This window comes from Dapis purpurea BLCC-M126, from assembly GCF_050015975.1.
Lineage (GTDB): Bacteria > Cyanobacteriota > Cyanobacteriia > Cyanobacteriales > Microcoleaceae > Trichodesmium.
Map to the genome: position 1 here is coordinate 13,713 of NZ_JBNHER010000256.1, position 23,870 is coordinate 37,582.

The 23,870-nt window shown below is 36.0% G+C and carries 20 protein-coding genes; 8 read left to right on the forward strand and 12 right to left on the reverse strand.

All coding sequences use genetic code 11. The annotated features are described in order from the left end of the window. The first annotated feature begins 167 nt into the window (after window positions 1-167). Both ACP6PL_RS22985 and ACP6PL_RS22990 read left to right on the forward strand, forming a co-directional pair. Entirely contained in the window at window positions 168-422 is a 255-nt protein-coding gene (locus ACP6PL_RS22985; RefSeq protein ID WP_426547613.1) for a hypothetical protein, read from the forward strand. Next, the gene (locus ACP6PL_RS22990; RefSeq protein WP_426547614.1) at window positions 416-772 is read left to right on the forward strand and encodes a type II toxin-antitoxin system PemK/MazF family toxin; all 357 of its coding nucleotides are present in this window, start codon (window positions 416-418) and stop codon (window positions 770-772) included. The genes ACP6PL_RS22985 and ACP6PL_RS22990 overlap by 7 nt, the downstream gene beginning before the upstream one ends. 538 nt (window positions 773-1,310) lie before the next feature. Here the strand turns inward: ACP6PL_RS22990 and ACP6PL_RS22995 are convergent. Continuing rightward, complete coding sequence (locus ACP6PL_RS22995; RefSeq protein WP_426547615.1) at window positions 1,311-2,468, reverse strand: glycosyltransferase; 1,158 nt, start codon at window positions 2,466-2,468, stop codon at window positions 1,311-1,313. 332 nt (window positions 2,469-2,800) lie between these two features. Between ACP6PL_RS22995 and ccsB the strand changes: the two genes are divergently transcribed. From ccsB to ACP6PL_RS23025, 6 genes are all read left to right on the forward strand, one after another. Further along, window positions 2,801-3,856, forward strand: a complete 1,056-nt coding sequence (ccsB, locus tag ACP6PL_RS23000; protein WP_426547616.1) for a c-type cytochrome biogenesis protein CcsB — start codon at window positions 2,801-2,803, stop codon at window positions 3,854-3,856. A gap of 301 nt (window positions 3,857-4,157) precedes the next feature. Next, window positions 4,158-4,481 carry a KGK domain-containing protein gene (locus ACP6PL_RS23005; protein WP_426547617.1) on the forward strand — a complete coding sequence of 108 codons (324 nt, stop codon included), beginning with the start codon at window positions 4,158-4,160 and terminating at the stop codon, window positions 4,479-4,481. 177 nt (window positions 4,482-4,658) lie between these two features. Beyond that, a complete protein-coding gene (locus ACP6PL_RS23010) occupies window positions 4,659-6,935 on the forward strand; it encodes a DNA phosphorothioation-associated putative methyltransferase (protein ID WP_426547618.1) in 2,277 nt (758 codons plus the stop codon). Between the two features lie 255 nt (window positions 6,936-7,190). Then, window positions 7,191-7,766, forward strand: a complete 576-nt coding sequence (locus ACP6PL_RS23015; protein ID WP_426547619.1) for a rhomboid family intramembrane serine protease — start codon at window positions 7,191-7,193, stop codon at window positions 7,764-7,766. A gap of 910 nt (window positions 7,767-8,676) precedes the next feature. Continuing rightward, window positions 8,677-11,865 carry a protein kinase domain-containing protein gene (locus tag ACP6PL_RS23020; RefSeq protein WP_426547620.1) on the forward strand — a complete coding sequence of 1,063 codons (3,189 nt, stop codon included), beginning with the start codon at window positions 8,677-8,679 and terminating at the stop codon, window positions 11,863-11,865. 413 nt (window positions 11,866-12,278) lie between these two features. Further along, the gene (locus ACP6PL_RS23025; RefSeq protein ID WP_426547621.1) at window positions 12,279-12,716 is read left to right on the forward strand and encodes a DUF4079 domain-containing protein; all 438 of its coding nucleotides are present in this window, start codon (window positions 12,279-12,281) and stop codon (window positions 12,714-12,716) included. A gap of 192 nt (window positions 12,717-12,908) precedes the next feature. Here the strand turns inward: ACP6PL_RS23025 and ACP6PL_RS23030 are convergent, their stop codons facing one another. From ACP6PL_RS23030 to ACP6PL_RS23080, 11 genes are all read right to left on the reverse strand, one after another. Then, complete coding sequence (locus tag ACP6PL_RS23030) at window positions 12,909-13,496, reverse strand: hypothetical protein (protein WP_426547622.1); 588 nt, start codon at window positions 13,494-13,496, stop codon at window positions 12,909-12,911. An 82-nt stretch (window positions 13,497-13,578) separates the two neighbouring features. Then, a complete protein-coding gene (gene pqqE, locus ACP6PL_RS23035) occupies window positions 13,579-14,667 on the reverse strand; it encodes a pyrroloquinoline quinone biosynthesis protein PqqE (protein ID WP_426547623.1) in 1,089 nt (362 codons plus the stop codon). A gap of 145 nt (window positions 14,668-14,812) precedes the next feature. Further along, window positions 14,813-15,100: a pyrroloquinoline quinone biosynthesis peptide chaperone PqqD gene (pqqD, locus tag ACP6PL_RS23040; protein WP_426547624.1), complete on the reverse strand. Its 288-nt coding sequence runs from the start codon at window positions 15,098-15,100 to the stop codon at window positions 14,813-14,815. Further along, window positions 15,097-15,828, reverse strand: coding sequence for a pyrroloquinoline-quinone synthase PqqC (gene pqqC / locus ACP6PL_RS23045; protein WP_426547625.1), 732 nt, complete (start codon window positions 15,826-15,828; stop codon window positions 15,097-15,099). The genes pqqD and pqqC overlap by 4 nt, the downstream gene beginning before the upstream one ends. 279 nt (window positions 15,829-16,107) lie before the next feature. After that, entirely contained in the window at window positions 16,108-17,022 is a 915-nt protein-coding gene (gene pqqB / locus ACP6PL_RS23050; RefSeq protein WP_426547626.1) for a pyrroloquinoline quinone biosynthesis protein PqqB, read from the reverse strand. A 16-nt stretch (window positions 17,023-17,038) separates the two neighbouring features. Continuing rightward, entirely contained in the window at window positions 17,039-17,230 is a 192-nt protein-coding gene (pqqA, locus tag ACP6PL_RS23055; RefSeq protein WP_426547627.1) for a pyrroloquinoline quinone precursor peptide PqqA, read from the reverse strand. A 28-nt stretch (window positions 17,231-17,258) separates the two neighbouring features. Further along, a complete protein-coding gene (locus tag ACP6PL_RS23060; protein WP_426547628.1) occupies window positions 17,259-18,506 on the reverse strand; it encodes a PQQ-dependent sugar dehydrogenase in 1,248 nt (415 codons plus the stop codon). Between the two features lie 12 nt (window positions 18,507-18,518). Further along, the gene (locus ACP6PL_RS23065) at window positions 18,519-18,857 is read right to left on the reverse strand and encodes a helix-turn-helix domain-containing protein (protein WP_426547629.1); all 339 of its coding nucleotides are present in this window, start codon (window positions 18,855-18,857) and stop codon (window positions 18,519-18,521) included. 124 nt (window positions 18,858-18,981) lie between these two features. Next, complete coding sequence (locus ACP6PL_RS23070; protein ID WP_426547630.1) at window positions 18,982-19,962, reverse strand: aldo/keto reductase; 981 nt, start codon at window positions 19,960-19,962, stop codon at window positions 18,982-18,984. Window positions 19,963-20,459: 497 nt separating this feature from the next. Then, entirely contained in the window at window positions 20,460-20,582 is a 123-nt protein-coding gene (locus ACP6PL_RS23075; RefSeq protein ID WP_426547631.1) for a hypothetical protein, read from the reverse strand. A gap of 315 nt (window positions 20,583-20,897) precedes the next feature. After that, on the reverse strand, window positions 20,898-23,606 hold the full coding sequence (locus ACP6PL_RS23080) for a GH92 family glycosyl hydrolase (RefSeq protein WP_426547632.1): 2,709 nt from the start codon (window positions 23,604-23,606) through the stop codon (window positions 20,898-20,900). Between the last annotated feature and the right edge of the window lie 264 nt (window positions 23,607-23,870).

Consider the following 23,870-nt stretch of genomic DNA (forward strand, 5'->3'; position numbering starts at 1 on the left):
AAACAAATTAATCCCAAATTAAATCTAGTGTATAGGATAATTTTTGAATCTTAGTAAAGGGGAATTGAAATATCTCAAATAAATCAAGATAGTGAGACCTTTCTCAAGATGTATTGACAGTAATATAACCAGTGATTATACTAACAGGAAAGTCAAAGTATAATTATATGGCCACTGTCAAAACTGCAATATCACTTCAAGAGTATCTATTTGAACAAGCTGAGGCAATAGCGGCAGAAATGAAAATTTCTAGAAGTCGTTTAATTGCCATTGCTCTAGAAGAGTTTATCCGTCGGCATCAAAATCGAATATTGCTAGAAAAAATCAATGCTGCTTATGGAGATATTTCAGATGCTGAAACATCAACATCAATCAGTAGCATTAGTGGACATCATAGGAGTATAATAGAGGACGAGTGTTAATTAATCAGGGCGATATATTCTGGATAGAATTAGGTGAACCATCCGGTTCTGAAGCTAACTATAGGCACCCTCATGTTGTCATCCAAAACAATGTTTTTAATTTTAGTCTGATTAATACCGTTGTTGTTTGTAGTTTAGGTTCTAATATGAAACTTGCTGCGGTTCCTGGTAATATTGTCTTGTCACCAGGTGAGGCTAATTTACCAGATCAAAGAGTTGTGAATATATCCCAAATTTTCACAGTCGAAAAAGCCAAACTGACAGATAAAATAGGTACTCTTTCACCGGAGAGAGTAGAGCAGATATTAAATGGAGTACAACTATTACTCAAACCAACAGAAATGGAATAATAATTTAATTAATTTTTCAGCCTTTGCTCCTCACCTTACCTCCTAGATTTAACTATATTTATGAAGCAATTACAATCTGTACCATATATCTTTCTATCAAGAAAGCTGAGTTAGCAGTACATAATATTACGGTAGTTAATTATTAATAATAATAATAATATTAAATTTATCATCCATTTGGAATAAAGTAGATAAGCGCGAATAAAGTTCACTATGTAACAAAATGTTAATGTAGTCTAAACCCTTGATATTGCTTCCTCCCACTCCGTTCCAGTCGCTGCGGACATAGTGATATTTAATTACGCCTGGCTACTGAGTTGAATCAGAGAATGAATTTGAAATATAGAGAAAATTGTGGATTAAAATTTGAGGTTTTCTATGACTTCCCTCTCCAGGAAAAGCAAACCAATCAACTCCTACTTCTTCTGTGAAAATAGGAAATCTGTTTATAACCCCACTTATCGGTTTATAAGTATCAATAAATACTTAGACTAATTACAGCTAATTTTTTTGCAACAACGGGTTTAATGACACTGAATTATCCAATTTCTCCATAAAATGATTGAAGTAATTTTGTATTTTTCTGCCAGTTAAGGTGAGTTTTGGCAAAATTAATTGCACCCTCACTTAACTTTTGATATAAAGACTCAACCTTCAATAACTGGCTCACAGAATCAACAATATTAACCGCATCAACCACAGGTAAAACCAAAGCATCTTTATGATTTTCCATGACTAAACCAATATTAGTAGCTGGCAAAACTACAGGTTTACCCATTGCTAAAAATTCTGGCAATTTACAGGGGAAACGATAATCATTAAATTGATCGGGTTTACCTGGTTGAATTAACACATTTGCTAAAGATAAAATTTCTGGCATTAAACTCCGATCTACATATCCTAATTCAATCACATATTGTCGCGCCCAACTATCATCATCTCCCAAAAAATTACAGAAATCTCTACCCGTTCTAATTAACACTGCAGGTTGACCTTTTCGGTTTAACATTGCCACTGCTAAATACAAACTTCTTACTTCATAAGTATTAGCAGCATGAACATTTCCAGTGTAAGAAAAAACTAAACTATTGTCAGGAACGCCAAATTTTTTTGCTATTTCTGGATTAGAATTTCTTGGATAAAAATGCTCAGTTTCTACTCCAGGCCATAAAATTAAACTCGGCACATTATTGGGCACAAATTCTTTTAACTTTTCAATAATAACTGTCACTCCATCGGCACTTGCTAGAAATTCTTTATATTTTTGAGGATGAGAAACATTATCGGGAATTTCTAGGGAACCATTAGCAGTAGCAATTTCTTGAAAAGGTTTATTTAAGTATTTTTCTAGAACATATTCCTCATTATCTTCCAAATGAATGACTAACTTAAAGTCATAAGCTTTCCGGAGTTTATGACAGTAATTTCTAGTAATTTCTCGAGGAGTCCACACATGAACAACATCGGGTCCTTGCTGATTTTTAAAGCATTCATTTAAGCGATAAAACTCTCCATATTCTGTCACTTGATATAAATTTTTTAAATCTTCTCCTACCTGAGAAACAGTTTGTTTATTTCTAGGTACAGCTACTACACAATTAAAACCAAATTTAACTAAATTATTAGCAAAATGATGCACATGAAGCGCACTATTAGAGTGGAAATCTTCGTAGAGAACAAATAAAATATTTTTCATTACAATCAGGGAGTAGGGAGTAGGGAGTAGGGAATAGGGGAAAAGAATTAATTATTTCTGTACAATAATCTATACAATAAGGGAGTAGGGAGTAGGGGAAAAGGATTAATTATTTCTATACAATAATCAATTTCTATACCATAATCTATGGTTAAGTTAACATATTTTCTTAGTCTTAGGAATAATCCCTATGATAAAAAATATAGCAGTCGAAGCAAAGATTAGGACATTTCTAAATCCTGAAATCCTTTGACATTTTACTATTCCCTATTCCCTATTCCTTAGCGCGTAGCGCTATATAAACTGAAATACATAATCATGGAGAAAAATTAATGGATCTAGTCAGACTCCAAAACTCACTGGACAATATCTCGTTTGCTATCTTATTTACCACAATGCTCATTTACTGGGTAGGTGCTGCTTTTCCTCGTATCCCTTATCTCTCAGTTTTGGGTTCTACAGGAATGGCGATCGCTAATCTCTGTATTGCAACATTACTGGGCGCTCGTTGGTTAGAAGGTGGTTATTTCCCTATTAGCAACTTGTACGAATCTTTATTTTTCCTGACATGGGGAATTACTACTATTCATCTTGTAGCCGAACATAATAGTGGTAGCCGCCTAGTGGGGGTCTTTACATCTCCCATTGCCATGGGTATTTCTGCTTTTGCTGCCCTAACTTTGCCCTCCAATATGCAGATATCTGAACCCCTAGTACCCGCTCTAAAATCTAATTGGTTGATGATGCACGTTAGTGTGATGATGTTGAGTTATGCGACTCTTATGGTGGGGTCTTTATTGGCGATCGCTTTTCTCATTATCACCAGTGGCCAAAAAGTAGAACTTAGTGGAAGTTCTTTTGGCACTCGTGCTTATAGAAATAATCATTTCATAAAGCACTCAAAAAATTTGCAACTGCAAACAGAAGGGGCTAACCTGAACGAAATTAAGAACAACCATGAACCTTTTCCCCTATCTACAAAAAATGGCCATAGTCAAACTGCTGTCTTGGAAATGACCCAGGTTACTCAAACAGTTGAGGCAGAAACCACGCTTTCACCTGAGCGTTTAAATATTGCCCAAACCTTAGATAACATTAGCTATCGTATCATTGGCTTAGGGTTCCCACTTTTGACTATTGGGATTATTGCTGGAGCAGTTTGGGCAAATGAAGCCTGGGGTTCTTATTGGAGTTGGGACCCGAAAGAAACTTGGGCCTTAATTACTTGGTTAGTATTTGCGGCCTATCTCCATGCTCGCATTACTAGAGGATGGCAAGGGCGAAAACCTGCTATTTTAGCTGCTACCGGATTTGCTGTAGTCTGGGTATGTTATTTAGGAGTAAATCTTTTAGGTAAAGGTTTACATTCCTATGGTTGGTTTTTTTGATTGAAAATAAATTGGGTATAAGAAGGAAAGAGGTAAGTCATTTCAGTTATCAGTTAACAGTATCTTCTACTGAATTATGAAGTTTTAAACACTGAATTTTCTTTTTTTTGTCTCCCTTCTAGGAACAAGACCTTATCTTCTGGTCAAAATAAAAAGTTATATTTTGTGGACTGAATACTTTGACAGTAAACTAATTTCAAGTGATTATTTCACATTTGATAGTTAGACACTATTAACTGATAATTGAATAAACTTTCTTCTTGCTTCCTTAATGCAGAATAAATCCAGGATAATTATTATTATGGAAACTGAAGTTAATCTACTAAATAATGATGATGTATTGTCTACAGGTGCTAGTCTTTTAATGTTTCAATGTACATTTAAAGTTAGTGAATATATAACTATGATTTTAACTAGATTAGAGTCGGAAAATTTATTTGAAGATGGGTTAGAATGTCAACTATTGAAACCTGGTTCTTACTGGAAAAAAGGAAAAGTAAAACTTCGTTTAGAATTTTATACGGAAACTTCTGATACTGTTTCAACAAAAAGTTTATCTAAAACTGTTGTTCCCTCTATTCCTGATTCTGAAGAAATACTACAGGATGTAGGAATGTGGAGTTAATTTTAAATAAATTACCACTCACTAATTAGTAGTTTTTATCTTAAACTTTTTAGTAGTTAATTGTATATTGTTTAACTGTAGTCATTAAATAAATACTTAAATTCAAGCTTTTAAATTTTAACTTCTGTGACTGATAACTGATAACTAAAATGACAAGCTATCGGACAGATTTTAGGAATGGAAAACAAACTTAATTTTCAAAAAAAAAATTACTCTGAACTGCTACTATATCTGGCTTTAAATATAGAAAACTTTCAAATATTACCCAAAATTAAATTAGAAACAGACTTACCCCAGACAGTTCGAGACAATATTAAAAGTTATTTTTGTACTTATAAGTCTGCTTGTGAATTTGCTAACCAGATATTCCTAGAAATTTATCAACCAGGAGCGATAAAAAAATACTGTCAACAAAGCAAAATAGGGAAAAAATTACCAACTGCCTTTTATATTCATATATCTGCCCTAGAACAACTTCATCCCTTACTGCGACTCTACGAAAATTTAGCTTATCGTTTGTATCTCAAAGCTGTTTCTAGACAAAAAGCTGATACCAATATCCCCACATTAATAAAGTTTAATTTTGATAAACCAACAATTTCTTATTTACACTATCCAGACTTTGATATTGACCCTCATCCTGCCTTAAAAACTAGCATTTCCATCAATCTGAATGATGGAAAAGTCGAGCAGAGAAACTACAGCAATAGTAAAAATCCTCCTGTGCTCCATCGGAAAGAAACTTTTGTTACTCCCGAATATCCCTACTACAAAAAATTTGCTCAATTAACTTCTGCTGAAGTAAAACTAGGACTGTTAGATAATACTCGTTTAATTGGTACTCGCCAAGGATGGTTAAAACACCTCAAAAATCATGGCATAGAAATTCAAGACTATCAAGTAATTAAGCATACTATTGAGATGCCAATTCCTCAAATAGAACGTCATAAAGCTGCGATAGTTCGTAAACAAATTTCTAAACCAGTCCGTTTAGCTGTAGAAGCAAATCTATTTACAGAAGGTAAAACTTTTTTTGACTATGGTTGTGGATATGGTGAAGATATCAAACAAATTGGTCAAAAAGGTTATTTAAGTGGAGGTTGGGACCCTTATTATTTGCCAGAAACTCCTTGTATTGCTGCTGATATTGTCAATCTTGGTTATGTAATTAATGTAATAGAATCTTTGGCAGAACGTAGGGAAGCTTTGATTAAATCTTGGGAGTTAACTAAACAAGTTTTAATTGTTTCTGCTCTGGTATTAATTGATGATAGTAAAACTGAGGGAAAACTTGCTTATGGAGATGGCATAATTACAGCTCGTAAGACTTTTCAAAAATATTATGAACAGGAAGAATTAAAGTCTTATATTGACCAAGTGTTAAATGTAGATTCGATTCCTATTGATTTAGGAATTTTCTTTGTTTTTAGAGATGAAGCAGAAGCTCAAAATTTCCGGGCATCTCGATTAAGAACCAATTTATCTACACCCAGAATTAGTTGCAAAAATAAGCGCTTTGAAGATTATCAGGAACAACTTATTCCTTTAATGAACTTTATGAGCGAACGTGGTCGTCTACCGGTTAGAGGGGAACTTAACGAAGAGACAGATTTAATTGCAGAATTTGGTAATTTTCGTCGTGCATTTCAAGTAATTATCCAAGCAACAAACTATCAAGAATGGGATGAAATAACAGATAAACGTCGTCAAGACTTGTTAGTATATTTAGCCTTAAATAAATTTGGTAATCGCCCCAAATTTTCCCAATTATCAGTAGTAGTAAGAAATGATATTAAATCTTTATTTGGTAGTTACACTAAAGCCTGTACCTTGGCTGATTTAATGTTATTTAGTTTAGGTGATTCTAACTTGATTAGTAAATGTTGTCAAAATAGCTCTATTGGTTATAAATCTGCTAATTATCTGTTAGTTCATGTTTCTGCTGTAGCAAAACTTGACCCTTTGCTGCGACTTTATGAAGGTTGTGCTAATCGTACAATTGGTGCATTAAATGAGGCAACTATCGTTAAATTTCGTCATAAACTACCGATAATATCTTATTTATTTTATCCTGACTTTGATCAGGAAGCTCACCCAGTTTTACATACAACTATGAATATCGATTTGCGAGACTTGAGCGTCAGCTATGAGGATTATACAAATGAATATAATCCGCCAATTTTGCACAGAAAAGATGCTTTTGTAACTCCAGATTATCCGCATTATGAAAAATTTGCCAAACTTACATTGCAAGAAGAAGATAGAGGGCTCTTCAATAATTTTAAACAAATTCAAAATAGACTGGGGTGGCTCAAATGTTTAGAGGAAAATTGTGTAGAAATTAAAGGTCATCGTGTTTATTGGCGTACTAATGTTGACCCTTATCAGTTAAAAATATTAAAGTCTGCTGATGCTGCTCGGAAGCGCAGAAGAAAACAAAAACTCAACAATTAATAATTAATTATTAGTTATTAACAATTGTAGCGCTATGTGCAAGGCAAAAATCAACTCCTCCCTAGCCCATCAGGGCTTTTTCTTAAAATGAAAAAGCCCTATTCGAGCAATTTAAAAAGCTGCTCTAACGCCCATATTTTCGTAATTAACCTTAGAGAATGAAACAGCTCTCTAACAGAAATGGAGTCTTATTAGTGATAGCTGACAGCTAATAGCTTATAATAGTGGGAATATATCAACTATAACTTAAAACCAATGAACAAATTATTTGAAAAACTGAATACCCAGGTGACAATTTTGGGAAGTCTTATCGCTATTCTTTGGATTGTTCAAATTATTAATGCCGAACTTTTAGCAGGAAAACTGAATTATTACGGCGGAATTCATCCTCAAAGTTCTATGGGAATTACTGGTATTTTTTTTGCTCCATTTTTGCATGGTAGTTATGGTCACTTAATAGCTAATATTGTACCACTAATCACTCTTGGTTGGTTAATTATGTTACGAGGATTTGGTGATTTTTTCTTTGTGAGTATTGTTACTATAATTGTTAGTGGTTTAGGTATTTGGTGTTTTGGTTCACCAGGTTCTATTCATATCGGTGCTAGTGGATTAATTTTTGGTTATTTCGGTTTTTTATTACTCCGAAGTTTATTTGATTTTAGTATTTTATCAGTTATTTTTGCCTTAACTGCTGGTTTTCTTTACAGTGGTTTAATTTGGGGTATTTTGCCTTCCGATCCTGATGTATCTTGGGAGGCACACTTATTTGGTTTTCTGGGTGGGATACTTGCAGCTCAACTTTTGGGCAAACGCAAAAGAAATAGTTAGGATTTGCTGAAAAAGTCTTATGGGTGAGGGTAGGAGTTAGCACTCAGGAGGAATAGGAATTATAGAGGAGGTAGCTGGAAGAATTGTTGGTCTATTTTTCCGCCCTTGTCTGCTCAAAATACTCACTTTTTCACCTTGAGTGAGGAAAAAGCTGGTACTTTTTTGACATCAAAAAGGCTTTAGCCTTTATATGTAAATGCTTTGGAGTTAATCAGTAATCCCTGGTTAGAATAGTATTTGTGCAAAAAAACTGAATCTCTGTTTGATTTACTAATAGTTGAACTTGGAATTATGAATTATATAATTTCCGGTTAAATACTTATAATAATAGACAATAGAAAATGAGGTAAAGAGTAGGAATATTCATAAAATTCACTTACAGAATAATATTATTTATAAGTAAGTGGAGCTCAGAGAAAGATAAATTGTTTAATTACTATAGCAATTCGCGCATTAGTTGTGACAGTTTTTATAATAGTTAATTTGAGCTCTTAACCTTGAAAAATATGACTCCTGACTTATGATTCCTGACTCCTAACTGCCACCAAAATATTACAACCGATTAGAGGATTACTATATCCTACATTTCTTATGTTCCGGTGTTTCCTCTAAATAATCATTTTCTATTTAATTTGACCTATCTACTTAACTTATATTCCATACTTCCTTGCTAGGCACGAAAAGTATTATAACATAGAAAAAAATAGCTAAGTATTTATACTAAAGCAAATTATCGATCTGAAGCAATAATTAATGACTTATTTGAAGGTACACTACTCTAAATCTCTATTTCCAGTTCCCAAGTTAAGGCGATCGCTAAAAACATAATCTTTTGTGCTACAAAATAAACTGCGGAATGTGAAATGTGGGTTTAAACTTGAGAAAGTAGTTTCTACTCTCAAATTGAAAGATGATGGAGCAAGTTCAGACTCTTAGAAAAACATATACTATTATCCAAGACTTAAAAAAGGGACATTTTGGCAAAACTTATCTAGCTGAAAATCAGCAGGCAGTTAACAAATCTCTGTGCATAGTCAAACAATTTCAACCTAATACCAGCGAACCTTCTATTTTAGAAGCAGCACGATGTCGGTTTGAAAAAGAAGCGACAACCTTAAAACAGTTAGGCAATCATGAACAAATTCCCCAACTTTTGGATCATTTTGAGGAAGACCAAAAATTTTATTTAGTTTACGAATTTATTGAGGGCCATGATTTAGGTAGGGAAATTACTAATGGTAAACAACTGCCTCAAAGTCAACTAATTATGTTGCTTTACGATGCCTTAGAAGCATTAGAATATATCCATCGTCAAGATGTAATTCACCGTGATATTAAACCCTCCAATTTAATCAGACGCAAATCAGACAATAAAATAGTAGTTACTGACTTTGGAGCAATAAAAGAAATTGAAACTTTGGTGTTATCTTCAAATGGAGAAGTACAAGCTTCTGTGCTAGGTACACCAGGTTATATGTCAGTGGAACATTTGGGAGGAAAGCCCAAAATAAATAGTGATATCTACGCCTTGGGAATAACAGCTATTCAAGCTTTGACAGGTGTTGCCCCAATAGATTTGCTACGTCATAGTAAAACTAATGAGATTTTGTGGCGGGAATTAGCAGCAGTAGAAGATGAGTTGGCAGATATTTTGGATAAGATGGTTTGCAATCAATATGAAGAACGCTACCAGTCTGCAACGGAAGTTCTGAATGACTTAGAGGAACTCTATAAAAACATACAAAATTCACAAAGAATAGGAACTATTCTTAATAGGCACTACAAAATTATTCGACTGTTGGGAGAAGGAGATTATGGTCAAACTTATTTAGTTCAAGATCAACAAAAACTTGATAATTCTCTATGTGTGATTAAACAGATTAAGCCTAAGTCAAAAAATCCTTTCCTCTTACAAGAAGTCAAAAAATTATTTGAAGAGGAAGCACAAATTATCTACAACCAAGGAAGACATGATCAAATTCCAGCAATACTAGATGAATTTGAGGAAAATCAAGAATTTTATTTAGTTCAAGAATATGTTGAAGGTAATAGCTTAAATTACGAAATCGATCAAGGTAAATTTAATGAAGTTGAAGCTACAAAGTTATTGGAAGATGTACTGCAAATTCTCACATTTGTTCATCGTCAAGTACTTCATTTAGATATTAAACCTTCTAATTTAATTAGGCGTTCTGATGGCAAAATTGCCTTAATTGATTTTGGGTCACTGAAACAACTTTCTTCTGTGACGTTAAATGACCAAAAGCAACTGATAATTACTCGTTTTGTGGGTACTCATGGTTATATGCCCAAGGAACAATATACAAGGAATCCTAATCCTAGTAATGACCTATATGCTTTGGGAATGACAGTTGTTCATGCTTTAACAGGTTTATTTCCAGCCGAAATAGGTCGAGACCCAAAAACTGGGGATTTGGGATGGCGGAATTATACTGAGGTAAGCAATAAATTTGCTGCTATTATTAACAGGATGGTAAATCCCTATTTTCGCGCTCGTTATCAAAGTGCAGATCAAGTTCTTAATGATATCTGGAATATTGGCAGTCAAACAGAACTTTTGATTGGGTCGGAAAATTCTATTTCTGTAGAACCAGAAATTCATAATTATACAGAAATACCGACAGAAAACTCTGCCAATTTAGAGCTGGATATTAATGTTCAGAATCAAGAGTTTGCCGAAACTAATAATGATAATATTCCGCCAGAAAATTCGGCTGTTAATCTTTCTCCTTCAACCTCTCTTAATTTAGCTTCCAATAAATCTGCCAGGAAAAAACGTTCCTTTCGTTTGTTGCCATTTTCTTTGATTTCTCTGGGAGCTACAGTTGTAATTGCTGGAATAATTTTCTGGTCTGAAATTCAATTTATTTACATACTTAATAAATGTAATAAATGGATTGAAGTAGAGCAACCGGAAACAGCAGAAAGTTTCTGTGCACAAGCTATAAAAATCAAACCAAATGACTCGAAGGCTTTAAAAAATAATGGGGATGTACTGTTTGATTTGCAGCGCTATCAAGCAGCTTTAGTTGCCTACAACAAAGCAATAGAAAATAAGCAAGATTTCTATTTAGCTTGGAATGGTCGAGGTTTGGTTTTAAATAAATTAGAGCGTTATGAACAGTCTTTAGATGCTTATGAAAAAGCCATTCAGATATCTACAAATAATTTCAAAGCTTGGAATGGTAAAGGGATAGCATTGATTAGTATAGGTCAGTTTGAAGAAGCATTAAAAGCTATTAATCAAGCTATTGCTGTCGATCCGATGGAACCTCAATCTTGGGAGAATAAAGGTATAGTTTTAGAATATTTAAAACGTAAGCTTGATGCCAGAAAAGCTTTTGAAGAAGCACTCGCTTTACTTGAACGAGAAATTAGAGATAACCCAGAAGATTTGGCAGCAATGGTTGACCGAGGTCAAGTATTGAGTAAACTACAGCGTCATCAAGAAGCATTAGCTTCTTATGAACAAGCTTTACAGTTAAACCCAGATTTTTATCGCGCTTCTATGGGAAAAGGTAATACTTTATTTTTCTTACAACGCTTTGAAGACGCTTTAGATGCTTATAAAAAAGCTACTGAAAGTCGGCCAAAGTACCACATTGCTTGGCATAACCAAGGTAGTTTTCTTGCTGATGGTTTACAACGATATGAGGAAGCGGTGACTTCTTATCAAAAAGCGATAGACATCGATCCTAGTTTTGCACCTGCTTGGCGGGATCAAGGTTTTGCTTTAATGCGGTTGGAAAAAAATCAAGAAGCTATAACTGCTTTTGAAGAAGCGATCACTATTAATGCTGATGATTTTCAATCTTGGGCTAGTCGTGGTATTGCCTTGACTAAGTTGAAGCGTTATGATGAAGGTGTAGTTTCTCTGAGGAAAGCGATCGCTATTAATTCTCAAGATCCGATAGCTTGGTCTAACTTGGGTTGGGCGCTAGGAGAAATGGAGAAATATAAAGAAGCGATCACTGCTTATGACAAAGCTATTGAAATTAAGCCAGATTTTGCACCTGCCATTAAAGCGCGTAAGAAATTGCAGCAAAAGTCTAGGAATTCTAGGAATTCTTGGTATTAAAAGATATTGAGTTGCTGTAGATGTTGGATCGTATCAGCTTAATTAGCATTCGACAAACTTTCCCCACCTAATTTTTCTTTTATAAGTATTCAAGCAAATACTATGCTAATTTTTTACTTTCTGCTATATTCCTGACTTCTCCCTAGTTATTTATAATTGTTTAACTAGACACAATATTAGTTTCTATAAATTGATTAAATAAATTTCGCAAAAATTAATTTTAAACCTTTGTAATTCTTAAGCTAAATATACCTCTCCAAAATAAAAATTAAGGTAAAATTGAGTAGCTAAGTATAATATAAAGTTATCGCAGTTTTCCTTCAGATGGAACATATAACAAAAACTACAAGCATTGTATGGGCCTGCCAATGAAAACTGCTGTAAAGTCCAAATATAATCAAAACTAATTATATATGAATTTACCTTCTTTTCTGTGGCTGTGGAAAATAGCAGCTTGGTCTATGGGTCTTTCCCTTTTTGCTTATTTATTATTAGCTATGACTGGTGGTTGGATGTTTTTTGCTCGCCATAACAAACAAAAACGCCCCCAATGGTTAAGACCATTTCATTATATTATTGGTGGAATAATGGTATTTTTAGTCATTTTGTTATTGGCAATTGGTTTAGTGGGAACTATTGGCTATTATGGTAACTTAGGTCATTCTGCTCATTTGCCTGCTGGTTTAACTGTTGTGACTTTAGTATTAGTTTCTGCCTGGAGTGCAACTCAGATTAATGCTAAACAAACTTGGGCACGATCGCTTCATATTACGACTAATATTATTCTGTTGTTGAGTTTCGCGACAGTATCTTTGACAGGTTGGAGCGTCGTGCAAAAATATTTACCTTAATTAAACGGTTTTAATCAGAGGTAATATCAAATCCGGTAGTATCAGTGTAATTAGATAAGGAGTCAGGAGTCAGGAGGGAAGAGAATTTAGAAAGATTGGGCAATAACTGAAGATGGAACATTTTTTTATACCGAATCAAACGGATTTGATATAATTATTCATTATCAATTATCAATTAATGAAAGGATGACATTAAAATTCACGTTGTAAAAATTCCACTGTGTTTTCATTAATTAGCACCCAACCACTCTTTGATAATAGAGTAACCTTTACCCACCAGGCCGTTTCATAGGATGCACCGTAACATGGTTTACACCAACCTGCATAAATATTACCTTGATATTCAAAGAAAATTTGACCCTCTGCTCGGTTTTGTAATACATTAATTTGGTCTCCTTTTTTAAGAGTCAGGTTAGTCGGTTTTCCTGATGAATAATAATCATCTCTCGAAAGATATTTGATATTTCCATAATTAGTTACTTCCAATTTTTGGGTTTCTTCAATAATGACAGGACCTGATTTGATAGTTTGGTATAGAGTTTCGGTAAAATTGAGGATAGTTCCCTTTTTTACTTCTAGTCCTGTTACAGGTGGAGAGTCTAAGTTAGGCTTAACCAATGGCTGGAGGTTCATTTTTGACTTAAAACGTGGGATACCTTCCCCTGGCCATAAACCAATCGAAAATAAAGCATCTGATTCATTAGAACTTGAAACTGGTTCCGATAAAGCTAAACCAGAAGATAAAAAAATCAAAAATGCTAAACATATTGAACGAACCATTTTTTCTCCTAAAATTTCATCGTGATTTATTCATATGAAAACTGCTGTAAGTCTAATACCATCTCCAGATAATCATCAGTATTTAAGGAACATGATATGAACGGTATGTCAACTGAGAATAGTTTAACTCTCCTCCTTCTCGCGCTTTAACAATTAGTTGACGATCTGGTGACAAATGACAAGTTGGATCGGTAGCGCTAGATTTTCCAGTCAGCAAAAAAGCTTGACAGCGACAACCCCCAAAATCAACATTTTTACGAGAACAGCTACGACAAGGTTCATCCATCCAATCAGTGCCACGAAAGCGGTTAAATGCTTCTGATTCAAACCAAATCCACTCTAAATTGCGATCGCGAATATTAGCAAATTTTAATTCGGGAATAGAAGTAGCCACTTGACAAGGTAAAATATCTCCCGCAGGAGAAATGACTATTGTCTGTTGTCCCCATCCATCCATACATGGTTTGGGATATTTTGCGTAGTAATCTGGTAGCACATAAACAATACCCATAGGAAAATATCGTTTCTCTACAGCAAGTGCAGTTGCTTTTTGAGCTTGCTCTAATTGAGCGGCTGTCGGCAACAGTGAACTACGATTGTAGAGTGCCCAACCATAATATTGAGTATTGGCTAATTCAACGCGATCTGCTTGCAACACTTTACATAGTTCCAAAATTTCTTCAATTCTATCCAAATTATGACGGTGCAGTACAACATTAATAGTTAGGGGAAATCCTAATTTTTTCACCAACCTTGCAGCAGCCAATTTTTGTTCAAAGCTGGCAACTCCTGCAATATAGTTAGATTGTTCTGCTTGGCTATCTTGAATACTTATTTGTACATGATCTAATCCACAATCTTTCAGTTTAGCTGCTCGCTCTGGAGTCAGAATTGTTCCTGCTGTAATTAAGCTGGTGTAAATTCCTCTAGAAGCTGCTGTTTCTACCATCATTTCCAAATCTTTTCGTAGAAGTGGTTCGCCTCCTGTGAAACCAAGTTGTAAAATTCCTAGTTTTGCAGCTTGATGAATCGCTTCTAACCAATATTCAGTAGATAATTCTTGATCTCTATTAATTTCACCATAATTAACAGGATTAGAACAATAGGGACATCGAAGCGGACAACGATAGGTTAATTCTGCAATTAGCGTTAACGGTCTATTAATTGTCATAAAAAGAGGGAACACGGAATAAGGAACATTTTGAATAGTGAGAATTAAAGCTCGTAGTAGGGCTTCAGCCCGAACTGTAGATAGGGCTGAAGCCCTACTACAAACAAAAACTTTTTTATAACTAATTATCCGAACACGACTTAAGTCACCTTTGAGCTTTTAATAGTCCTCGTTTGACTACCGATAACAATAAATTTTCCACTTCGCTAACATTTACATCACGAAATTGCTGCACTAATACTGCGACAATTTCATCTAGAGAATTATTTCCGTCACATTTTGAGAGTATGGCTGCCGCAGTTTGGTTTAAAGCAAGTGCGGCTTCGGGAAATAAAAGCCAATATTGCTGTCTGACTTCACTCCAATGCAAACGTACACCAGGAGCGAAAGCTAAATAATCAAGATTTTCCTGAACTTCCCTTTCTTCCATCATTTATCCTCCAAACAGGGACGTGTTTCACCTCTATCAATAGCATCTAATTGGCTCCATAGTAAATCACACTTGAATTCTAATGCTTTAACTGCTTGTTCTTGACTATGACGGGTTTTGCAGTTTTCCAGAACTAAATTGAGTGCATACTTTGCATCGCGGGGTGCTTTTTTCAACCGTACCCGGAAATATTCAAATCCAGCAGGATCTATCCAGGAATAATCAGATTCTAATGCTGCTAATCGTACTTTAATGGCATCGGGACCAAATAGCTCTGTTAAAGATGCAGCGATCGCTATAATCCACGAATTATTGCGACAAAAATTTACATAAGCATCTACAGCATAGCGAACGCTAGGTAACACATGAATTTCATCAAGTAGTTCGGAACGAGATAAACCTACAGCTTCTCCTAATTGTAGCCAAGCTTCGATACCACCTTCTGCTTCGGAGCGTCCATCATGATCTATAATTCGCTCAATCCATTCTCGTCTTACTTCCCGATGAGGACAGTTTGCTAAAATAGCAGCATCTTTGAGGGGAATATTTTTTTGATAATAAAAACGATTTGCAACCCAATTTCGTATTTCTGTGGGTGTTAATAATCCTTCATTCATTCTCCTGTGAAAAGGATGTAAATGATGATAGCGGGATTTTTGGGAATATAGTACGGATTCAAATTCTTCTTTTGTCCAAGAAGGTTTTTCAAGTTCGTGTTTTAGTAATTGCATTATTTATAGGGAATAGGGAACAGATTATTTCAGTTATCAGTACCTCTGGCTGTTTGCGCAGCATGACCTAGGAAAGCCAGAGGCTTGAAATAATGAAATTTATTTTTTTCACCCCCTTAAAAGGGGAGGCTTTAGACCTCTTTTTTTGGTAATATCAAATCTGGTTATCGGTATAAAAAAGCAGAGAAACCGGGTTTGTATCAAATGCCCTACAATAGTAACATTAATCTCCCACAAACCCGGTTTCTGGGTTCGCCTGCGTAAGTCATGTTGAATTAACTACAATTCAATGCTTAATCCATCATAAGCAACCTCCATACCTGCTGCTTCAACTATTTTGTGTTCTGTTGAATTAGCAATGAGAATGGGATTGGTATTGTTGATATGGGTAAAAATTTTCCGCTTGCAGGAAAGTTTAGAAAGAGGAATTAAACTACCGTCATCTCCCGAAAGCGGTAAATGTCCCATTGCACGAGCTGTTCGAGTAGACGTTCCTAATGCTAGCAATTCGTTATCTTGCCAAAATGTTCCATCTACTAAGATACAGTCGCTATTCTCCAAGCGCTCCAGTATTGAATTGCTCAATTCAGCTAGTGCTGGAGCATAAGTTACAACACCACCAGTATCGCGATCACGAAACGTAAATCCAACTACCCAATTCCCCTCTACTGGAGAACTAGAACGCATATACTTCGGTGCTTTGCTAGGAAGTGAAAAGGCTTCTACTTCTAAACCTAAGTTATCATTATTACTCAAATTTACTTTTGAACCTGGTTCGATATTAATCCAGTTTACCCCGCAGTAATTTTTCAGCACGCGAAGCACAGAAAAACCCTCAGTTAATCCCTGCTTCACAGCATCTGTCCCATAGATTTGCAGGGGTTCATCCGCTTCTCGTAAAATCATTAATCCTGCTGTGTGGTCAATTTCCCCATCACTTAGCAGAACTCCCGCAATAGGACTAGAACGAATTGAATTGGGGACTTCATCCCGGAGTCGTTCTAGTTGTTGACGCACGTCAGGGGATGCGTTTACCAAAAACCAAGAACCATTATTTGCTCTAACAGCAAGAGATGATTGAGTGCGCTCTTGTGCATTCATATCTCCCGCACGAGTAGATTGACAACCGTTGCAATTACAGTTCCATTGAGGAAACCCGCCTCCAGCAGCAGAACCAAGAATACGTACAAGCATTGATTTTATTTACCAATTAATCCAATTTTTGAATGTAAGCTGTGACTTCCATACAAAGCGAAAATTCTTCAAAAGATGGTGATTCCCATACTGTTGCTGGTTTAAATTCTGGTGAGTTATGAGAATTGCTATTACCTTTTTTAGTATTAATGTTTGGAAGGTTTATATCTTTATTTCCACAGATTGAATAATTGTTTGTGTTATTCATAATTACTCCTAATTGATGAAAATTTATTTTAATTTGTAGGTTCAATGGTTATAAGTTGACCATTTTGCTCATCTGTCAAAACGTACAGTCTTCCATCGGGACTTTGACGTACATCGCGCACTCTGCGACCGATAGGAATAGATTCTTCTCTAACAACATTGCCGTTTGCATCCAAATCTATACGACGAACATCGCGAGAGATTAAACCTCCTGCAAATACATCTCCTTCCCATGCTTGAAAGCGTTTGCCAGAGTAAAATGCTAATCCTGAAGGAGCGATAGCAGGAGTCCAAACTACTTTTGGATCGATCATTCCTGGTAGCGATCGCTTATCAGAAATCTCACCTCCAGTATATTCTCTACTGTGGGTAACTAATGGCCAGCCATAGTTTTCTCCTGCTTCCACAAGATTTAGTTCATCACCACCTCTCGATCCATGTTCAGTAGACCACAATCTATTAGTAGCTGGATCTAAAGCCATTCCTTGAATGTTGCGATGTCCATAACTCCAGATCGCTGAATCGGCATTGTCAGATGCAGCAAAGGGGTTGTCTTGTGGTATTGAACCATCATCGTTTAAACGAACAACTTTACCCAAATGAGAATTAAGATTTTGAGCTTGTTTGCGAATCAAGTCCCCATCAAGTTTATTTGGTGGATTACCACCATCTCCAATGGCTACTAACATGGTATTATCTGGTAGCCAAACTATACGCGACCCGAAATGTTGACCCCGTGCTTTTGTTTGAGAAACTTCAAAAATAACCTCCCAGTTTTTTAAACTTGACCCATCAAATGTTGCCCTAGCAACTCTGGTACGGTTAGCTTGGTTGCTACCATGAGAGTAGGTAAAATAAACCAAGCGGTTTTGTTGAAAGTTCGGATGCAGCGACACATCCATCAAACCTCCTTGACCAACTGCGAAAACTTCTGGAACTCCAGCGATGGGATTGGGGTCTAAAGTTCCATTACGAACAATTCGCAATCTCCCCGGGCGCTCGGTAATTAACATTGCCCCATCTGGAAGCCATGCCATACTCCATGGTCTTTCTAAACCTTCCAATACCGTTGTTGCTTTAAAATTTTCAGCAACAGCAACATTATTGTCCGATAGTAGTGGATTATTAGATAGTGAGATATTGGTATTCTCTGGAGTAGATGATTGAAAAGTGCTTTGTGCCGAAGACGAATTATTTGTAGAAGAACAACCTACAAGAGCATATAGAATAGTTGCGCTTAGTGTTCCTGTTATTAAGCGAGTGATGTTACTTTTCATCAGTTGTCAAAGCTATATCAAATAGAAACTGTCTTTTTTTCCTTTTTTCTTAAACTTGGGAAATCCACGTTTAGGAATAGTCAAAAAATTTTTAAATGCCCTCTCTAAATCTCTTAATGCTTGTTGAGGAGCACACTTTGATACTTCATAGTACCAGGGATTTTTACTTTTAACGTCCCTCACCAAACGCTTATGTAAAGTGATAGCACTAGGGCGTTTCTGCCTTGATTCATATTCAGTAATACAATAGACTAATCCCCAGTTATAAGCATGACAGGCTACACCTGCGTGTTTGGTAAGTATGGTTTTTTGATAATTGTTAACTTTTAATTTAGTCTTGATTGATTGCATTTCAATTGATATGCCACCTCTTTTAAGAGTTTAATAAGTTAGACATAAATCTAGTATATCAGAGTAAATGTCTATATGAAACTATTGATTTATTTGTGTCATACTATACCAGTACGATAATTTTCTAACCATTGACTCGACTCATATCAGGGTAGCGATCGCCTACTGCTACTCCCTGGGGTGCAACAGTTTCAATTTGCTTTAATTCCTCTGGAGTCAAGATAATATCGGCAGCAACTAAATTTTCTTCTAGATATTTGCGTCGCTTAGTTCCAGGAATCGGTACAATATTATTCCCTTGAGCAAGTAACCAGGCGATCGCTAGTTGAATAGGTGTTACTCCTTTTGCTTTAGCTATCTCTTTAACCTGCTCAACTACTGCCAAATTTCTGTTAAAGTTCTCTCCCTGGAAACGCGGTGAGTTGCGCCGGTAATCATCTTCTGGAATATCATCGGGACTTTTAAATTGTCCAGACAAAAAGCCGCGACCCAAGGGACTGTAAGCCACAAAGCCAATACCTAGCTCACACAAAGTGGGTAATATCTCTTCTTCAGGTTCGCGACTCCAAAGGGAATACTCTGTTTGCAAAGCGCTAATTGGATGTACAGCTTGAGCGCGACGAATAGTTGCAGGTGCAGCTTCAGATAATCCCAGGTAACGTACCTTACCCTGTTTCACTAATTCTGCCATTGCACCTACAGTATCTTCAATTGGTACTTCTGGATCGACGCGGTGCAGATAATAGAGATCGATAGTATCAATACCTAAACGTTGTAAGGAAGCATCACAAGCTTGATGCAAGTATTCTGGTTTTCCATTAACGCCTTGAAAACTGCCGTTTTCTCCGCGAACAATGCCGAACTTAGTGGCTAACACTACACGTTCACGACGGTTGGCGATCGCTTTACCAACTAGCTTCTCATTATCTCCTAGTCCGTACATATCAGCCGTATCAAGTAATGTTACTCCCAGTTCAAGAGCACGGTGAATTGTGGCGATCGCTTCTTGTTCATTACGTCCACTATAAAACTCTGACATTCCCATGCACCCAAGTCCAAGAGCTGAAACTTCTAGTCCTTGAGTACCTAGTTTACATATTTTCATTTTGATTCTCCAATTTATCTTAATTAATTGATTGAGACTTTGACTCTGTTGGTTGTACGATCAAAATTTTCTGCAACTATACTCTAGTATCAATTTGTTGCTAACTCTCCACAGTATTACAGTTGTTAAACCAACTCATATTATGTTCAGTTAAATAGTTATTATAATTACAGTTCGTAGTAGGGCTGAAGCCCTACTACAAACCATATACTTTATTATAAGTAATTATCCGAACATGATATAACATTATACTACTCAAAGCTAGATAATGAATACGTGTTTTAGTAACAGTAATTAACATTTTTAAAGCTGTTTTTAGCAGCTTTTACCTTGTCTCTATGTTTTCTATCAGTAAGGCCATTTTATTTATTAAAATTCTTTAGATATTACAACTTCCATTGTTATACATACTGGTCTGTATGTCAACTTAACTTCCCCTTTGACAAAACAGCACAATATATGCTGTACAAGATATACGTCGAATTGTCTACCCAGATTTACTGGGTACAAATTAAAGAAATTCCTAATAAATCTAATACTTTTTGTTGTACTGGAGTTGGTCGAGTTATCTGGGAAAAAACATATTTTCCACTCTCTAAAGTACACTCCACTTTGTTCAAGCAAATTGTTCCTAAATCTTTCATTAAAGTACAAAAACTATGAACGGGAAATTGCTCTTGGTTCCGTTTTTTTCTATCTTTATCAACCGCAGAATAACTGGGATGAACTTGAATAATATGTTTATAATTATCATTAATATACCTCTCCTAAAAAGAGGGATTAGGGGGAAATAATTGATTATTTATGTCCGATAATTGATTTTATTTTTTATTATCGGAAATGTCTAATAGAGCCTGAATTATCTTCATTTATCAAATTTTATAATTGCTGTAAGCCCCTCTAAAAATTTCAACATTTCCACCTCAAAAAAAACATTAATCTTCAGTCAAGCTAAACTCTTCAAAAGTCACAGAAAAACCATTCCCATCAGGAGAAGCACACATCAAACCTACCTGCAACTGATTTGCTGTAGTCAAATAAGCTAACCTCAATAAACTATAACTTTCGCCATCCAGGGAATATTCTACTTCCACTGTTTCCCCATTCCGTTTTAAACGCAACCAAATACTTTCTGGGTTTTCGGACAACGGCACCACTGACCAGTCAGAATATTCTCTTGTCACTACAGCACTCGCTTGTTGCACACCATTGACAAACTCAATACCACATTTTAACCAGGTCTTCTCATCAAAACGCACCATTAAACCTGCTTGGTCATATAATGTTTGATATTCACCAGTAACTTTCACTTTCGCGATAAAATCACCTGTAATATTCCGATAATAAAAATGACCATTATCCCGAATAAAATCATAGTGAGTCACCCGCCAAAAATCAGTTTTTGCTCCCGTGGTAACTTGAATTATTCCATCTTGCTCACTCCAGACGGGAGGTGTATTATACCATTGCATCACATTTGTTGGCGTTGGTGCAGAAATACTCAGCACACCACCATTCATAATATCTTGATATGAAATTTGCCAACCTGATACAGGTTTAGCATTGAGTAAATAAGGTTCAGAATGAGTACCTTTTTGGATAACGAAATTATTGCCATTATCTAAATGTATAGTCCCTTGGGAAAAATGCAAATATCCCAAATCAAACATTGGCGTACCCGGAGTCACTTGATACAAACCCAAGGAACTGAGAATATACCAAGCAGACATTTGCCCACAGTCTTCATTGCCAATAATACCATCCGGTGTCGCTTTGTACATTGTGGTAAGTATTTCCTGCACATAAGCACGAGTCAGATCGTTGCGATCGACAAAATTGAAAAGATAGGGGATATGATGACTGGGTTCATTTCCGTGAGCATATTGCCCAATTAATCCCGTAATATCAGGCAGTTCATTCCCTTGACTACTATCCAGAGAAAATAGTTTTTCCAGTTGTGCTAAAAATTCTGTGTTTCCACCCATCAGTTGAATTAAGTCAGGAATATTATGGGGTACAAACCAGGTATATTGCCAGGAGTTACCCTCAATAAATGGAGACTCCCATGCTGCTGCAAACGGATCGAAATTATCCCAACTCCCATCCTGACGTTTCGGGCGCATTAATTTTTGACTGGCATCGAATACTTGACGGTATGCTTGAGAACGTTTTTCATAACTTTCTGCCAGACTAATATTTCCGAAAGTTCTGGCTACTTGAGCGATCGCCCAATCATTGTAGGCAAATTCTAGAGTCCGCGATACTGACCAGTTAACATTAACGTCTGAGGGAACAAAACCATAACTACGATAGGCATTTAATTCTGCTTCATTTCTATTCATCGTGTCGATCATTGCTCCTAAAGCCCACCAATTATCATAGTTCCGCAAACCTTTGGTAAAAGCATCTACAATAACACTAATAGCATGACGACCAACCATAGTTTTAACGTCTTTTTCTCCTAATTTCCATTTGGGTAGGGAACCAACTTGGTCATAATGTATCAACATAGATTTGATATATTCATTAGTTTCTGTAGGTTCCAGCAAAGTCATCAATGGGTGGAGAGCGCGAAATGTATCCCATAGGGAAAATAGAGTATAGTTGGTAAAACCTCCGGCGGTGTGAATGCCTCCATCCGCTCCCCGAAATCGTCTGTCTACATCCATATATATATGTGGAGCTTTATAAGTATGGTAGAGGGAAGTGTAGAAAATGATTTTATCTGTTTCGTTTTCGGTTTCAATATTAATTTTTGCCAGTTTTTTCTGCCAGAGTTCCTTGCTGGAGTCAACTGTTTCATAAAATTGCCAGGTGGGAATTTCTTGAGCGAGGTTTCTTTGCGCCCCATTAATATCTACTGCGGAAATACCAATTCGGACTTTGAGATCGGAAATTTCCCCTAATTCTAGATATGATTGAATATATTTGTTATTCGCACTGTTAAGTGGATTAAGATTTTTTCCATCAGTGGAAATATACATTTTTTGAATTGTTTTATTTATTTTGATATAAAAATAAATTCTTTGTTCTGGCGACCAACTTTGACTGATGCGACTCCCAACAATGGTGTATGGATCTAATAGTTTGATACTAGTAGAGAGAGTTTTTTCGTCTCGGCGATGAACTAAGTCTATGAGCAGGTTAACTTTAGCATTTTCAGGAAAAGTATAGTAGTGAAAACCACTCCGTTGTTTAGCTGTAAGTTCGACTTGTACTCCTGAGTTTAATTTAACTTTGTAGTAGGCAGGAGAAACTGTTTCTGAATTCTTGTCAAAGCGTTCCCGATAACCTGAGTCTGGGTTTTCCAGAGTTCCCGGTTCCAGTACCATCGAACCAATTTTTGGCAAAATTAGAATATCTCCATAGTCTGCAATACCCGTACCGCTTAGGTGAGTGTGGGAAAAACCAAGAATACTACGATCGCTATCATAGTATCCGGAACTGGCATCCCACCCTTCGACTCTAGTATCCGGACCAAGTACGACAAAACCATTGGGAACACTTGCCCCTGGATGGGTGTGACCGTGGCCGCCCGTACCTATTAGGGGGTTGACATATTTGAGGTTATCTGTAGTTGGTGTGTTTGTGTTAGTCATAAATTGGTGAAGGAGTAGAAATATACAGGACTCACGCAGAGACACTATAACAGTGTTCAAAAACTATAACGTTATAGATATGTAATGTTTAGAACTCAAAAATGCGTAAGTCCTAATAAAGTTATATCATTTCCGATCTTAATAGTATTACCAAATAGTTGAATGGATGAAACTAAGCAAAAATTCTTATTGCGCCATACGCAATAGAAACACAGACACCTCAAAATTACCATTTTCCTCTAGGCAAAAATTCCTATTGCGCCATACGCAATAGAAACACAGACACCTCAAAATTACCATTTTCCTCTA

Bases quoted from the DNA above. Each gene is read 5' to 3' on its own strand.
- ACP6PL_RS22985 (WP_426547613.1), top strand. From the start codon at position 168: ATGGCCACTGTCAAAACTGCAATATCACTTCAAGAGTATCTATTTGAA.
- ACP6PL_RS22995 (WP_426547615.1), bottom strand. From the start codon at position 2,468: ATGAAAAATATTTTATTTGTTCTCTACGAAGATTTCCACTCTAATAGT.
- ccsB (WP_426547616.1), top strand. From the start codon at position 2,801: ATGGATCTAGTCAGACTCCAAAACTCACTGGACAATATCTCGTTTGCT.
- ACP6PL_RS23005 (WP_426547617.1), top strand. From the start codon at position 4,158: ATGGAAACTGAAGTTAATCTACTAAATAATGATGATGTATTGTCTACA.
- ACP6PL_RS23010 (WP_426547618.1), top strand. From the start codon at position 4,659: ATGGAAAACAAACTTAATTTTCAAAAAAAAAATTACTCTGAACTGCTA.
- ACP6PL_RS23015 (WP_426547619.1), top strand. From the start codon at position 7,191: ATGAACAAATTATTTGAAAAACTGAATACCCAGGTGACAATTTTGGGA.
- ACP6PL_RS23020 (WP_426547620.1), top strand. From the start codon at position 8,677: ATGATGGAGCAAGTTCAGACTCTTAGAAAAACATATACTATTATCCAA.
- ACP6PL_RS23025 (WP_426547621.1), top strand. From the start codon at position 12,279: ATGAATTTACCTTCTTTTCTGTGGCTGTGGAAAATAGCAGCTTGGTCT.
- ACP6PL_RS23030 (WP_426547622.1), bottom strand. From the start codon at position 13,496: ATGGTTCGTTCAATATGTTTAGCATTTTTGATTTTTTTATCTTCTGGT.
- pqqE (WP_426547623.1), bottom strand. From the start codon at position 14,667: ATGACAATTAATAGACCGTTAACGCTAATTGCAGAATTAACCTATCGT.
- pqqD (WP_426547624.1), bottom strand. From the start codon at position 15,100: ATGATGGAAGAAAGGGAAGTTCAGGAAAATCTTGATTATTTAGCTTTC.
- pqqC (WP_426547625.1), bottom strand. From the start codon at position 15,828: ATGCAATTACTAAAACACGAACTTGAAAAACCTTCTTGGACAAAAGAA.
- pqqB (WP_426547626.1), bottom strand. From the start codon at position 17,022: ATGCTTGTACGTATTCTTGGTTCTGCTGCTGGAGGCGGGTTTCCTCAA.
- pqqA (WP_426547627.1), bottom strand. From the start codon at position 17,230: ATGAATAACACAAACAATTATTCAATCTGTGGAAATAAAGATATAAAC.
- ACP6PL_RS23060 (WP_426547628.1), bottom strand. From the start codon at position 18,506: ATGAAAAGTAACATCACTCGCTTAATAACAGGAACACTAAGCGCAACT.
- ACP6PL_RS23065 (WP_426547629.1), bottom strand. From the start codon at position 18,857: ATGCAATCAATCAAGACTAAATTAAAAGTTAACAATTATCAAAAAACC.
- ACP6PL_RS23070 (WP_426547630.1), bottom strand. From the start codon at position 19,962: ATGAAAATATGTAAACTAGGTACTCAAGGACTAGAAGTTTCAGCTCTT.